Source organism: Polaromonas aquatica, assembly GCF_042659145.1.
GTDB classification, from domain to species: Bacteria; Pseudomonadota; Gammaproteobacteria; order Burkholderiales; family Burkholderiaceae_C; genus Polaromonas; species Polaromonas aquatica.
Genome location: NZ_JBHSRS010000018.1, coordinates 761,753 through 775,914 on the forward strand (window position 1 = coordinate 761,753; position 14,162 = coordinate 775,914).

The following is a 14,162-nucleotide window of genomic DNA, read 5'->3' on the forward strand; positions in this document are numbered from 1 at the left end:
AATGACTACTGGTTGTTTGTACAGTAATATTCGGTATGGCAAAAGAAAAAACGATTTACACCTGCACAGAATGCGGCGGCAGCAGCCCCAAATGGCTGGGCAAATGCCCGCATTGCGAAGCCTGGAACACGCTGATCGAATCTGTTGCCGAGAGCAGCTCGCCTGTCAAAAACCGCTACAGCAACCAGCGCCAGGGACTGGCCAAGACCTCCGAAGTCACGATGCTCTCGGACATTGATGCCACCGATATGGCGCGCACCCCTACCGGGCATGAAGAGCTTGACCGTGTGCTGGGCGGCGGCATTGTGGAGGGCGGGGTGGTGTTGATAGGCGGTGACCCCGGTATCGGCAAGTCCACGCTGCTGCTGCAAGCGCTCGATTCCCTGCAGCGCGCCGGCCTGGATACGCTTTATGTGACCGGCGAGGAAAGCGGCGCCCAGGTGGCGCTGCGTTCGCGCCGGCTCGGGCTGGACGGCTCGCAGGTCAAGGTGATGGCCGAAATCCAGCTCGAAAAGATTCTTGCCACGCTGGAGGCCAGGCAACCGGCGGTCGCGGTGATCGACTCCATCCAGACCGTGTATTCGGACCAGTTGACCTCGGCGCCCGGTTCGGTGGCGCAGGTGCGTGAATGCGCAGCCCACCTGACGCGCGCGGCCAAGGCCAGTGGCGTCTGCATCATCCTGGTGGGGCATGTCACCAAGGAGGGCGCTCTGGCCGGTCCGCGTGTGCTGGAGCACATGGTCGATACCGTGCTGTATTTCGAAGGCGACACCCATTCAAGCTTTCGTCTTGTTCGCGCCATCAAGAACCGCTTCGGCGCGGTCAATGAGATCGGCGTTTTTGCCATGACGGAAAAAGGCCTGAAAGGCGTGAGCAACCCCAGTGCCATCTTTTTGAGCCAGCACTCCGAGCCCGTGCCTGGCAGCTGCGTGATGGTCACGCTGGAAGGCACGCGGCCCATGCTGGTTGAAATCCAGGCGCTGGTCGACAACGGCGGCCCGAGTCCGCGCCGGCTGTCGGTCGGCCTAGACCGGGATCGCCTAGCCATGCTGCTGGCGGTGCTGCACCGCCACGCCGGTGTCGCCTGCATGGACCAGGATGTGTTTGTCAACGCCGTGGGTGGTGTGCGTATCACTGAGCCGGCGGCTGACCTGGCCGTGATGTTGGCGATCACTTCCAGTCTGCGCGGCAAGTCGCTGCCCAAAGGCTTTATTGCCTTTGGCGAAGTCGGGCTGGCCGGCGAGGTGCGTCCCGCGCCGCGTGGCCAGGAGCGTCTGCGTGAAGCTGCCAAACTGGGCTTTAGCGTGGCGGTGGTGCCCAAGGCCAACGCGCCGAAAAAAAATGACAAAAGTTTTGAGGGGCTTACCATTCACTCGGTGGAGCGTATCGAACAGGCCATGGAGTTGGTGCGCAGCCTGAGTTGAATTTCTCTCATCCCTGATCCAGATAAACCAGGAGCGGTCCATGCAACGTGTGATGTCTGCCGGCATGATTGCCATGGTGGTGCTCTGGGGCCTGTTGTCGCCGGACAGCCTGGACCGCGTGCTCAGCCTGCTGCTGGCCAGCATCACGCGCAATTTCGGCTGGTTTTACCTCTGGGTGGTGCTGGGGCTGGTGGTGCTGGCGTTTTTCCTGGCCTTCAGCCGCTACGGCGATCTCAAGCTCGGTGATGAAGACGAGGAGCCCGAGTTTTCGCTGGGCGCCTGGTTTGCCATGCTGTTTTCCGCCGGCATGGGCATTGGTCTGGTGTTCTGGGGCGTGGCCGAGCCGATTTCCCACTACACCAACGCGCCGCCTGGCATCGCGCCGGGCACGCCCGAAGCGGCGAATGCTGCCATGCGTTACGCCTTTTTTCATTGGGGCCTGCATCCCTGGTCGATTTACGGGATTGTCGGCCTGGCCATTGCGTTTTTCCAGTTCCGCCGCAAGTCCTCGGCGCTGGTGAGTTCGGCGACCGAAGCGCTGCCTTGGAAGGTGGTGCAGCGCCTGTCGCCGGCCTTCAACGTGCTGGCGGTCGTAGCCACGGCCTTCGGCATGGCCGCTTCGCTGGGCATGGGCGCGACGCAGATCAACAGCGGCATGCATGTTGTCTTCGGTGTACCTGTGGGGGTGGCCGCGCAGGCCGGCATCATTGCTGTGACGACAGCGCTGTTTCTGGTCTCGGCCGTGAGCGGGGTGGGGCGCGGCATCAAGTGGTTGTCCTCGGGCAACCTGGTGGTGGCGGCCCTGCTGGCCCTGACGGTGCTGATCCTCGGGCCGACGATTGCCATCGTGGATACCTTCACCACCACGCTGGGGTCCTACCTCAGCGAGTTTGTGCGCATGAGCCTGCGCATGAGCCCCTTCCGCGACAGTTCCTGGATAGGTGACTGGACCATCTTCTACTGGGCCTGGTGGATTTCCTGGTCGCCGTTTGTCGGCCTGTTTATCGCACGTGTTTCGCGCGGCCGCACCATTCGCCAGTTCATCATGGGCACGGTACTGGCGCCGACGCTGGTGGGTTTTGCCTGGTTTTCCATTTTTGGCGGCGCGGCTCTTTATATGGGGATATTCCAGGGCGTACCCCTGGTCGAAGCCGTCAGGGCCGATGTGTCCACCGCCATGTTTGTATTGTTCAATGCCCTGCCCATGGGCGCCGTGATGTCGGTGGTGGCCACCTTGCTTGTGCTGGTGTTTTTTGTGACCTCGGGTGATTCGGCCACACTGGTGCTGGGCATGATGAGCAGCGGCGGTGACCCCAACCCGTCCAGCCGCATCAAGATCATGTGGGGGGTGCTGGTATCGGCGATTGCCATGAGTCTGCTGTTTGCCGGCGGGCTGAAGGCGGTGCAGACCGCCACCATCATCTTTGCCCTGCCGTTTTCGGTGGTGCTGGTGCTGATGGCCATTTCGGTCACGCGGGCCATAGACCAGGACTGGCAGGCCGACCAGCGCAAGGAGAAAAACCTGCGAAAGAAAATGCGGGAACTGGTCAAGGAGTAAAAGTGTTCGTGGGCATTGCACGGGCGGCAAGAGGGCTTGCTATGAAAACAATAGCTGGTCGCGCTTGAAACTCCTTGGCCTCGGGTCTGAAAGATCCAGATATTGCGCCAAAAATGAGGTTTTGGGCCCTTACGCACTTCCCGCAGCGCGGGCGGGCGACGAGGGCTGCGAAAATAGCGCCATGAACTTCCAAAAAATTCTTGTTCCCGTTGCCGTGATCGTTGGATCTGTGCTGGCTTACCGTTCTTATGGATGGGCCGGCATTGCCGCCGTTTTCAGTGTCCTGATATTCGGGGTGCTGCTGAACTTCAACCGGATGATGCAGGTGCTCAAGCGCGCGGCCAACCGGCCCATCGGTTATGTCGACAGCGCCGTCATGCTGAATGCCAAACTCAAGCCCGGCATGACGCTGATGCATGTGGTCGCCATGACGCGCGCGCTTGGCCAGCTCACTTCAGTCAAGGATGCCCAGCCGGAGGTCTTTGTCTGGACGGACGGTTCCAGGTCGTCGGTGACCTGCACCTTTGTGGGTGGCAAGCTCTCGCACTACGAGCTTTTCCGGCCCGAAACGCCGGATTTACCCCCGTCTGGCGACGCTGCCCCGCCCGCCCCGTAAAATCAGTGTTTCGGGTTTTCAGCGCCCTGCGCCGCCATGGCGGCCGGCGAGCCCTGATAGACAACAACACTCCACGACATTCATCACAGGATACATATCATGTCCCCAGTAGCACCCTCCATGGCAGACCGCGACGGCAAAATCTGGATGGACGGCCAGATGGTTGACTGGCGTGACGCCAAGATCCACGTGCTGACCCACACCCTGCACTACGGCTGCGGCGCGTTTGAAGGCGTGCGTGCCTACAACACGGTCAACGGCACGGCGATTTTCCGGCTTGAAGACCACACCGAGCGCCTGCTCAACAGCTCCAAAATCCTGCGCATGAAGGTGCCTTTCAGCAAGGAAGCCCTCAATGAAGCCCAGAAGGCCGTGGTGCGCGAGAACAAGCTGGAAAGCTGCTACCTGCGCCCGCTGACCTGGATAGGCGACAAAAAGCTAGGCGTTTCGCCCAAGGGCAATGACATCCACGTGATGGTCGCCGCCTGGGCCTGGGGCGCTTACCTGGGCGAAGACGGCATGACCAGGGGCATCCGCGTGAAGACTTCCAGCTATGCCCGCCACCACGTCAACATCACCATGACGCAGGCCAAGGCTGTCAGCAACTACACCAACTCCATTCTGGCCAACACCGAAGCCACCGATGACGGTTACGACGAAGCCCTGCTGCTCGATACCTCCGGTTTTGTGTCCGAAGGCTCCGGCGAAAACGTGTTCATCGTCAAGGACGGCGTGGTCTACACCCCCGACCTGTCGGCCGGTGCACTGAAGGGCATCACGCGTGACACCGTGTTCCACATCTGCAAGGACCTGGGCCTGGAAGTGGTGCAAAAGCGCATCACGCGCGACGAGATGTACATCGCAGACGAAGCCTTCTTCACCGGCACGGCCGCTGAGGTCACGCCCATCCGCGAACTGGACCGCATCGAGATCGGGGCCGGCTCTCGCGGGCCTATCACCGAAAAAATCCAGGCAGCTTTTTTTGACATCGTCAACGGCCGCAATCCCAAGTACGCCCATTGGCTGAGCAAAGTGTGAGCCCCCACGCTCGTCACTTCGTGTACTACGCTGCCCCCGAGGGGGCCGTGCCTTGCTTGGGGCGGCCCGGCGCTGCGGCATCCTGAATAGACTGTGAATCATGACATGACTACAACTGCATCCATTGAACTGCTGGCCTCCGACCTCAATCCCCAGGGCGGCGTTTATTGCCCCAGCCCAAAAGCAGACATGAAGATCTGGAACAGCCACCCCAAGGTTTACCTGGATGTGGCACGCACCGGCAGCGCCAAGTGCCCTTATTGCGGCACGGTTTACGCGTTGAAGGCCGGCGAACATTTCGGCGCCGGCCACTAGCGTGTCTCTTCCCCTTCAAGCGGCCGCCGCGGAACCGGCTTCGCCGGGCCGCAAGCGGCGCCCCCCTGGGGGGGAGGCGGCCGAAGGACGCTTCGGGGGGGCTTCTCTGGTTATTGCCCCGCAATGGATAGGTGACGCGGTGATGACCGAGCCACTGCTGCGCCGGCTGCATGCGCGCGGCGAACAGCTGACTGTAGGGGCGCTGCCCTGGGTGGCGCCGGTCTACCGGGCCATGCCGCAAGTGGCCGAAGTCATTGAATTCCCCTTTGCCCACGGCGGCCTGCAGTTCCGGGAGCGACGCGCGATTGCAAAACGCATTGAAGGCCGCTTTGGCAAGGCCTACGTGCTGCCCAACTCGCTCAAAAGTGCCTTGCTGCCTTTTCTGGCCAGTATCCCGGAGCGTATCGGTTACTTTGGTGAAGCGCGCATCGGCCTGCTGACGCATCGGCTGAAGAACCCGAAAAACAAACCGCCCATGGTGGCGTTCTACTCCGCGCTTAGCGGTGAGGGCGGGCTTGAGGCTGACCGTCCGCGATTGCAGATGGGTGATGCCGGCATTGAGGAAACCCTTGCCGGCCTGAAGCTGCAGCGCGGCGCCTATTACGTGTTTGCCCCCGGCGCAGAGTACGGTCCGGCCAAACGCTGGCCTGCGCACCATTTTGCGGAGCTGGCGATAAAGCTGGACCGGCCCGTGGTGTTGCTCGGTTCAGGCAAGGAAGCTGCGCTGTGCGGCGAGATCGCCGCACCCGTGAATGCCGCGCGGGCCGGGCAGTGCCTAAACTTTGCCGGTACCACCTCGCTGCTCCAGGCCCTGTGCCTGATTGCAGCGAGCAGGGGTACGGTCAGCAACGATTCCGGCCTGATGCATGTGGCTGCCGCGTTTGGCGTGCCGCAGGTGGCGATATTCGGCTCATCCAGCCCGCTGCACACGCCGCCGTTGAGCGAGAAGGCCAGGGTGCTCTGGCTCAAGGACGATCCTGCCTACCAACCGCCGCTGGACTGCGCCCCCTGCTTTGAACGCGAGTGCCCGCTGGGGCATACCCGCTGCCTGAACGACATCAGCGCCCAGCGCGTGCTCGATGGCCTGCAGCAAACCGTTGGGGCAGGGTGAAAACCGGGGCCTGAAAACAGGCAAACTAAAAGGCAAAAGGGGAAAGACATGACCGCACAGCAGACATCGCTCAAAACCATGCTCGGCATTGAACTGCCCCTGATCCAGGCGCCCATGGCCGGCGTGCAGGGCAGTGCGCTGGCGGTTGCGGTTTGCAATGCCGGCGGCATGGGCTCGTTGCCTTGCGCCATGCTGAGTTTGCAGGCCTTGCAGGGCGAACTGGAAGTCATCAGCACGCAGACCAGCAAGCCGTACAACGTCAACTTTTTCTGCCACGAGCAGCCGGTGGTCAGCGCCGAACGCGAGGCGACATGGCGAAAGGCACTGGCGCCTTATTACGCCGAATTGGGCCTGGATGTGACGGCGGTGCCGCCGGGAGCCGGCCGCTCGCCCTTCAGCCATGAGGCGGCCGATGTTTTGCAAGCCTTCAAGCCTGCGGTCGTGAGTTTTCATTTTGGCCTGCCCTCGGCAGACCTGCTGGCCAGGGTGCGGGCCTGGGGCGCAACTGTATTGGCTTCCGCGACCACGGTGGCGGAGGCGCGCTGGCTGGAGGCGCATGGTGCTGACGTCATCATCGCCCAGGGCCTGGAGGCGGGCGGGCACCGCGGCATGTTCTTGATGGACGAGGTGACCAGCCAGCTGGGTACTTTTGCCCTGCTGCCGCAGATCGTCAATGCCGTGCGCGTTCCGGTGATTGCCGCAGGTGGTATTGCCGATGCCAGAGGCGTGGCGGCTGCGCTGGCGCTGGGCGCCGCCGCCATGCAGGTGGGCACGGCCTATATGTTGTGCCCTGAAGCCAGCACCAGCGCCTTGCACCGGGCGGCGCTCAAAAGCGAGGCGGCCAGCCATACGGCGCTGACCAATCTGTTCACCGGCAGGCCGGCGCGTGGCATCATGAACCGCATCATGCGGGAGCTTGGCCCCATGAGCGCGGCGCCGCCGGCATTCCCGCTGGCCACCGCTGCCATAGCGCCCCTGCGCGCGCGGGCCGAAAGCCTGGGCCGTGGTGATTTTTCACCCCTGTGGTCGGGACAGAACAGCAGCGGTTGCCGCGAGATTTCCGCCGCGCAATTGACGCGCGAGTTGATGGCCGGCGTTTGAATCGCCCTGGCCAGATTCGGCCAGAAAAAAAACCGCCTCACGGCGGTTTTTTAGATTTACCAATAGGGCTCAGGCTGTGCGCCTGGCGCCGGCAATCGGCAGTTCCACAATAAACGAAGCGCCGCCGCCCGGCCGTGCTTCGCAGCGGACCGTGCCACCGTGGCGCTGGCTGATGGACTTGACCAGTGCCAGCCCCAGGCCCACGCCGCCTTCACGCTCGCTGGCGCCAGGCAGGCGGTAAAAGGGCTCAAAAATGCGTTCGCGCTGTGCTGCCGGCACACCCGGACCGCGGTCATGCACCTTGATCACGGCCATGTCTTCCGGGCCTTTGCGGATCTGGGCTAGCTCCAGGTTGATGTCGCCATTGCTGTAACGCCTAGCATTTTCCAGCAGGTTGCGGATCAGCCGGCGCAACAGGCGCGGTGAGCCCTGCACCGTCAGGCTGTGGCCGGTGGTGGCGATGCCCAGGCCGGTATTCGTCTGCTCGTCCGGCGTCGCACCAAGGTCGGCACTCAGTTCAACATTCAGGCGTGAGCATTCCTCTGCAGCCAGGCCCGTCAAGTCCAGCCGCTCAAAGGGTTCTGCGTCGGCCTGCCGCGCATCGAGGCGGCTGGCCAGCAGGATTTCATCGATCAGTTGGTCAAGTTCGCTGATGCTGCGCGAGATTTCAATGCGTTGCGGTGACGTAATGTCTGCGCCCATGAGTTCAAGCCCCATGCGTATGCGCGCCAGCGGTGAACGCAGCTCATGCGAGGCATTGGCCAGCAGCGATTTGTGCGAGTTCATCAGGGTTTCGATGCGCTCGGCGGCGTGGTTGAAGCGCCCGGCAAGAAACGCCACCTCGTCGCTGCCGGAGGTATCGACGCGCGCGGACAAGTCCCCTTCGCCCCAGCGCTCCACGCCGCGCTGCAGTGATTCCAGCCGCAAGGTCAGGCGCCGCATGACCGGGTAGGCGCCCAGCGCCACGGCCAGGCCAACAACAATCAGCATCCAGCCGAAATCAAACGGCAGGCGGCCCCACGGCGGTGGCGGCGGTCGTTTTGGCCGCGGCAGCAACAACTTGAGTGCCTGGCCGTCTTTTGTGACGACATCAAACTCAAGGTCCTCGCCGAGTTTGCGGTCCGGCCTGGTCTGCGCCGTGCCTATGACCTCCCCGGCGACGTTGTGCACCAGCACTTCGCGTATCGGCAACTGCGGCGGGTCCTTGGTAAAACGCCACGCCGCTGCGACAAGAAAAGTCAGGACCACCACGGTCGCCACCACGGCGAGCCAGATACGGACGTAGAGGTGTGAGGTAAAGCGCGACCACATGAGGAGCATGGGCTGCCAATCAGTCCTGCTGCTTGGCAAACACGTAGCCCACGCCGCGTACCGTGAGAATCCGTTTGGGGTCTTTCGGGTCAAGCTCGATGGCGCTACGGATACGCCCCATATGCACGTCGATGGAGCGGTCAAACGCTTCCAGCTCGCGCCCGCGCACGGCTTCCATGATCTGGTCGCGGCTCAGCACGCGGCCGGAGCGCTCTGCCAGGGCCACCAGCAGGTCGAACTGGTATGAGGTGAGTTCGCACAGGTTGCCTGACACCGTCACCGTGCGTGCATCGCGGTCGATCTCCAGGGAGCCGAAGCGCATGACCTTCTGGCCACTGCCCGCCACACCACCGGCGCCGTTGCCGGTTTCGCCGCCACGGCGCAGGACGGCACGAATGCGGGCCAGCAACTCGCGCGGCTCAAAAGGCTTGGGCAGGTAGTCGTCGGCGCCGATTTCCAGGCCGACGATGCGGTCCATCGGGTCGCCCTTGGCTGTCAGCATGAGAACGGCCGTGCTGGCCTGCTCGCCGCCTGTGCCGCCCTGGCCCTTGATGCGGCGGCAGACTTCGAGGCCGTCCATGTCGGGCAGCATCAGGTCCAGGATGACCAGGTCCGGCGGGCTGGCCTGCAATGCCGCGAGACCGCTGGTGCCGTCGGCGGCATGGGTAAATCCATAGCCGGACTGGCGCAGATACTCTCCAACCATGTTGGCCAGGCGGGTATCGTCTTCGATCATCAAAAGTTGTTGTGCCATGAGCGTGTCCCTGGTGAGTCGCAATGAAATAGATGGTGCGCGCAACGCAACAATTGCGCTTGAAGCCATCGTAAAGTTGCGGTAAACCGTAATGCGAAAAGCTCAGCTTACTCCAGGCTGCCCAAGCCTGTAGGCGCTACTTAATCGATAGCGTTTTGCGCTTTGCCTGATTCGGCTTCAGGCTGTTTTATGCGTGACGCAAGCCAGACCAGCAACAGCACCGGCAAACCCAGGATGGCGGTTGCCGTGAAAAAATGACTGTAGCCAAAGGTATCCACATACTTGCCTGAATAACCGGCCAGGAACTTCGGCAGCAGCAGCATCATGGAGCTGAAAAGCGCGTACTGCGTGGCCGAGTAGTTGACGTTGGTCAGGCTCGACAGGTAGGCAATAAAGGCCGCCGAAGCAATACCGCTGGACAGGTTGTCGGCTGAAATCACAAAAATCAGCGCGTTGACATCATGCCCGCGCGTGCCCAGCCAGGCAAACAGCAGGTTGCTGCCGGCGCTCAATGTGGCGCCCAGCATCAGTACCTTCATCACGCCAAAACGCATGGCCAAACCGCCGCCGACAAAGGCACCGACCAGGGTCATGACAACCCCGTAGATCTTGGTCACGGCCGCCACTTCGTCCTTGGTGTAACCCATGTCCACGTAAAACGGGTTGGCCATGATGCCCATGACAACATCGCTGATGCGGTAAATCGCGATCAGTGCCAGTATCAGCAAGGCCTGTTTGCCGTAGCGGCGCAGGAAATCGGCAAAGGGCTCGACCAGTGCGCCTTTGAGCCATTCCGCGGCGTTGCGTGAAGGCCGCAAGGCGCGTGCGAGGGGTTCGGGCGAAAACAACACCGTCGCCACGCCCAGCAGCATGGATGCGGCCATCACCAGGTAAGCCACCTGCCACGCGCCTTGCTGGTAGCTGGCGATACCGGCCACCTCGGCGCGCGCGGCAATCCACAGGGCACCCGCACCGGCCCAGATCATCGCGATGCGATAGCCGGTCTGGTAGGCCGCGGCCAGTGCGGCCTGGCGCCGGGTGTCGGCGGACTCGATGCGGTAGGCGTCCAGCGCGATGTCCTGTGTGGCCGAGCCAAAGGCCACGGCCAGTGCGCACCACACCACGGGCAGCAGGGTTTGCCGCGGGTCGGTGAGCGCCATGCCCACCAGGGCGGTGATGATGACCGCCTGCGACATCAGCAGCCAGCTGCGGCGGCGCCCCAGCAGGCGTGTGAGGACGGGGATGGGCAGTCGGTCTACCAGCGGCGCCCAGACCCATTTGAAGCCATAGGCCAGGCCGACCCAGCTCAGGTAGCCGATGGTGGTGCGGTCAATGCCCGCTTCGCGCAGCCAGAAGCTTAGCGTGCCAAACACCAGCAGCAGCGGCAGCCCCGCGGAGAACCCCAGCAGCAGCATGCGCAAGGTGGCCGCCTCGCTGTAGACCGTCCAGATGCCGCGCCAGCTGTTCCGTGGCGTTTCAGCGGCAGAAGGTCCTGCGGCTGCAGGGCTGGCGATGGATCCGGGTGATGCGGTGGATGCGGAGGACGGGGTTTTTTCTGGCATGTGATCTTTGATTTATGACTATTATTCACTGATGTGCTTTTTATGCGAGGCCAAACACTCCGCCTGGGCTGGCCGCCGGGCTTTTTTGCTGGCTGCGGGGGCCGCTTCGGCCGCTGCCGTTGTTCCTGCCCTGGCGCAGGTGGATGTCGGGCCGTCGTCGAACCTGCGCAAGCTGGTGCCCGCAGAGGAGCTTGAAACCGCCGCCACGCAGGAATATGCCCAACTGCTGGCCGATGCAAAAGCCAAGGGCGCGCTGGCGTCCGCGGGCAACCCGCAACTGCAGCGTTTGCGCAATATCGCGGCCCGCCTGGTGCCGCAAACCGCCCAGTGGAATGACCGCGCGCGCCAGTGGAACTGGCAGGTCAACCTGCTCAACAGCAAGGAGATCAATGCCTTTTGCATGCCCGGCGGCAAGATTGCTTTTTATACCGGCATCATTGACCAGCTCAAGCTGACCGACGATGAGGTTGCCATGATCATGGGCCACGAAATGGCGCATGCCCTGCGCGAACATGCACGTGCGCGCATTGCCAAAAGCCAGGGCACGGGCACCCTGCTGTCGCTGGGGGCACAACTGCTGGGCCTGGGCCAATTGGGCGATATGGCGGCCAGCGTGGGCACCCAGTTGCTGACCTTGCGTTTTAGCCGTGAAGATGAAACCGATGCCGACCTTGTTGGGCTGGAGCTGGCCGCGCGGGCGGGCTACAACCCGCAGGCCTCGGTCAGCCTGTGGGAAAAAATGGGGCAGGCCGGCGGCGCTGCAGGCGGGCCCAGCTTCTTGTCTACCCACCCCTCCGGGCCCCAACGCATCCAGCAACTGCAGGCCAATGTGCCCAAGGTCCAGGGCCTGTACCAGCGCGCCCGCGGCTGACCCTGCGGCCAGCCAATCCGCCGCCTGACAGGCGCGGACCTCCGGGTGGCGGACAATGCAGGTCGCCTTTCTTTTTGGCCCATCTGCTCTCATCCCCGCGTCTTATGACCTCCACTCCGCAAGAACCTGCCACGGCGAACAGGAGCCGCGTGGCGCCTCTTTTTTCACGCGAGTGGTGGCTCGCCTTCAGGCCGGCCCGCACGCGCATCAACGCGCGCGAGCGCTTTCGCCTGGTGGTTGGCGTGCTGGTCGGCGTTTTCCTGACGGGCCTGTTATGCCATCTGGCCAGTGATGCGACCCTTTCGGCCCTGCCCTGGCTGGTGGCGCCTTTGGGTGCGAGTGCTGTACTGGTGTTTGCAGTGCCTGCCAGTCCCATGGCGCAACCCTGGGCGGTGGTGGGCGGCAACACGCTTTCGGCACTGGTCGGCATTGCAGGGGTGCATGGTGTTCACCTGCTGGGTTCGCCCGAGCTTGCTGCGGGGCTGGCTGTGGCCACGGCCGTGGCCCTGATGCTGGTGCTGCGCTGCCTGCACCCGCCGGGCGGGGCTACCGCGCTGATGATTGTGCTGCTCGGCATTGCCGATCCGGCCTTTGCCTTTTACCCGGTCATGCTTAACTCCGCTTTGCTGGTGGTGGCGGGAATTGCCTACAACAATGCAACACGCAGGCCCTACCCGCACATGCAAATGCCACCGGATGAGCGGCCCTTGCAGGGCGAGGCCGGGCAACTGGATGCCGACCTTGACCTGGTGCTGGCACGCTACAACCAGGTACTGGACGTGAGCCGGGATGACCTCAAGGCCTTGCTGGCGGAGACCAGGCTGCGTGCCTATGACCGCAAGCTGGCCGACGTACGCTGTGCCGACATCATGTCCCGTGAGCTGGTGACGGTGCAGTTCGGCACGCCCTTGCAGGACGCCTGGGCACTGCTGCGTGAGCGCCACATCAAGGCGCTGCCGGTGGTGGACCGTACCTTCCGTATTGCCGGGATCGTCACGCTGGCCGATTTCATGCGCGCTGCCGACCTTGACCTGTACGAGGGTTTTGACGGCAAGCTGCGCAAGCTGGTCCGCAGCACCCGCAGCGCCTATTCGGACAAGCCCGAAGCGGTGGGGCAAATCATGACCCGACACGTCCGGGTGGCCAGCGAGCAAAGCCGCCTGGTGGATCTGGTGCCCTTGTTTGGCAGCACCGGGCATCACCATATTCCCATCATCGGGGAGGGCGAAAGGCTGGTCGGGATGATCACCCAGTCCGACCTGGTCGCAGCCCTGGGGCGGGCGGTTGATCCCTCGGTTTGACGCCGGCGGCGCCTGCCGCTGACCTGATGCCCATGTAGTTGCCGCACCGCACGGTAAACGCAGCCTTAATACTGAAAAATTTGATAAGAAAGTCAAATTAATCGTATTTTTCTCAAATTTATCGGGAAATTACCGATAAACAAGCCAAGGCGTACGCTGTAGCAAAGTTGGTTGCTGCCTCAGGTGCGTCTGTACCTGTCATGGGCAAAAGCCGTTTCCCCGGGCTGTGCCGCCGGCCTGGCAGGAACGTTTTTACACGCCCCACCAGCAACCCAAAATATTACGAGTAAAACCGATGAAGATTAATAACTTAAAGATAGGCACCCGCCTGGGTATGGCCTTTGCCCTGATCCTGGCCTTGATGGCGGTGATTTCCGCCGTAGGCCTGACGCGCTTGCAGGATGTGGGGCACGCAGTGCAGTTGATGCAAAGAATGGCCTATGCCGAGAGTTTGTCGCAGCAGTGGTTGGGCGGCATCTCCAGCAATGCGGTACGGACCATCGCCCTTGTCAAAAGCACCACGGGCGACGATGAGGCGTATTTCCTGGCCGAACTCGACAAACAAAGTGCCATCAACAGCAAGCTGAACGCGGAGCTGGACAGCATGGCCGGCAACAACGAGGAGAACAAGGCCCTGATGGCTGCGGTTGCCGTCAAACGCGATACCTACAACAAGGTCCGCCGGGATCTCGTCAAGCGCCGATCCGATCCCAACCACGGCATGTCGCGTGTGGAGCTGGAAGACATCATCCACAAACAATTGACGCCGGCCACAGATGCCTATGTCCAGGCGGTGCAGACAGTGGTCTCGCGCCAGAAAACGCGCCTGTCAAGTACCACCACGGAGTCCGAAGCCGTGGTGAATAACGCCGAGACCCTGGTGTCTGTGCTGGGCGCGATCGCGCTGGTGGCCGGTGGTTTGCTGGCCTGGCTGCTGTCGCGCAGCATCACCCGGCCTTTGAGCCAGGCGGTGGAGGCGGCGCGTACCGTGGCTTCCGGTGACCTGCGGCACCAGATACGGGTGAACTCGGAAGATGAAATCGGCCAGTTGCTGAGCGCACTGAAAGAGATGAATGCCTCACTGGTCCAAAGTGTGAGCCAGGTCAGGATGAGGGTGGACACGATAGCGACAGCCTCAAGCCAGATAGCCTCAGGCAACCAGGACCTGTCCTCAAGGACAGAAGAACAAGCCAGCTCACT

13 protein-coding genes are annotated in these 14,162 nt (G+C 62.5%); 10 read left to right on the forward strand and 3 right to left on the reverse strand.

Translation table 11 applies throughout. The annotated features are described in order from the left end of the window. Positions 1-35 precede the first annotated feature (35 nt). The 7 genes from radA (at position 36) to ACFQND_RS12120 (ending at position 7,163) form a co-directional block, all read left to right on the forward strand. Positions 36-1,424 (forward strand): DNA repair protein RadA, encoded by a 1,389-nt coding sequence (radA, locus tag ACFQND_RS12090; protein WP_371438427.1) that lies wholly within the window; start codon positions 36-38, stop codon positions 1,422-1,424. 40 nt (positions 1,425-1,464) lie between these two features. Continuing rightward, a complete protein-coding gene (locus tag ACFQND_RS12095) occupies positions 1,465-2,982 on the forward strand; it encodes a BCCT family transporter (RefSeq protein ID WP_371438426.1) in 1,518 nt (505 codons plus the stop codon). Between the two features lie 181 nt (positions 2,983-3,163). Beyond that, positions 3,164-3,598: a glycerate kinase gene (locus tag ACFQND_RS12100; protein ID WP_371438425.1), complete on the forward strand. Its 435-nt coding sequence runs from the start codon at positions 3,164-3,166 to the stop codon at positions 3,596-3,598. Between the two features lie 99 nt (positions 3,599-3,697). Then, positions 3,698-4,636: a branched-chain amino acid transaminase gene (locus tag ACFQND_RS12105; protein ID WP_371438424.1), complete on the forward strand. Its 939-nt coding sequence runs from the start codon at positions 3,698-3,700 to the stop codon at positions 4,634-4,636. Between the two features lie 105 nt (positions 4,637-4,741). After that, positions 4,742-4,951, forward strand: a complete 210-nt coding sequence (locus ACFQND_RS12110) for a zinc-finger domain-containing protein (protein WP_371438423.1) — start codon at positions 4,742-4,744, stop codon at positions 4,949-4,951. Between the two features lie 142 nt (positions 4,952-5,093). Further along, on the forward strand, positions 5,094-6,062 hold the full coding sequence (gene waaF / locus ACFQND_RS12115) for a lipopolysaccharide heptosyltransferase II (RefSeq protein ID WP_371438422.1): 969 nt from the start codon (positions 5,094-5,096) through the stop codon (positions 6,060-6,062). A gap of 48 nt (positions 6,063-6,110) precedes the next feature. After that, a complete protein-coding gene (locus ACFQND_RS12120; protein WP_371438421.1) occupies positions 6,111-7,163 on the forward strand; it encodes an NAD(P)H-dependent flavin oxidoreductase in 1,053 nt (350 codons plus the stop codon). Between the two features lie 69 nt (positions 7,164-7,232). Here the strand turns inward: ACFQND_RS12120 and ACFQND_RS12125 are convergent, their stop codons facing one another. From ACFQND_RS12125 to ACFQND_RS12135, 3 genes are all read right to left on the reverse strand, one after another. Next, positions 7,233-8,474 carry an ATP-binding protein gene (locus tag ACFQND_RS12125; RefSeq protein WP_371438617.1) on the reverse strand — a complete coding sequence of 414 codons (1,242 nt, stop codon included), beginning with the start codon at positions 8,472-8,474 and terminating at the stop codon, positions 7,233-7,235. Positions 8,475-8,493: 19 nt separating this feature from the next. Continuing rightward, on the reverse strand, positions 8,494-9,228 hold the full coding sequence (locus ACFQND_RS12130) for a response regulator (RefSeq protein ID WP_371438420.1): 735 nt from the start codon (positions 9,226-9,228) through the stop codon (positions 8,494-8,496). Between the two features lie 140 nt (positions 9,229-9,368). Further along, on the reverse strand, positions 9,369-10,790 hold the full coding sequence (locus ACFQND_RS12135) for an AmpG family muropeptide MFS transporter (protein WP_371438419.1): 1,422 nt from the start codon (positions 10,788-10,790) through the stop codon (positions 9,369-9,371). Between the two features lie 31 nt (positions 10,791-10,821). Here ACFQND_RS12135 and ACFQND_RS12140 point away from each other — a divergent pair, with 31 nt between their 5' ends. The 3 genes from ACFQND_RS12140 to ACFQND_RS12150 all read left to right on the forward strand — a co-directional run. After that, entirely contained in the window at positions 10,822-11,661 is an 840-nt protein-coding gene (locus ACFQND_RS12140; RefSeq protein WP_371438418.1) for a M48 family metallopeptidase, read from the forward strand. A gap of 104 nt (positions 11,662-11,765) precedes the next feature. After that, positions 11,766-12,962 carry an HPP family protein gene (locus ACFQND_RS12145; protein ID WP_371438417.1) on the forward strand — a complete coding sequence of 399 codons (1,197 nt, stop codon included), beginning with the start codon at positions 11,766-11,768 and terminating at the stop codon, positions 12,960-12,962. Between the two features lie 295 nt (positions 12,963-13,257). After that, on the forward strand, positions 13,258-14,162 hold a 905-nt coding region (locus ACFQND_RS12150; RefSeq protein WP_377413548.1), incomplete at its 3' end, for a methyl-accepting chemotaxis protein.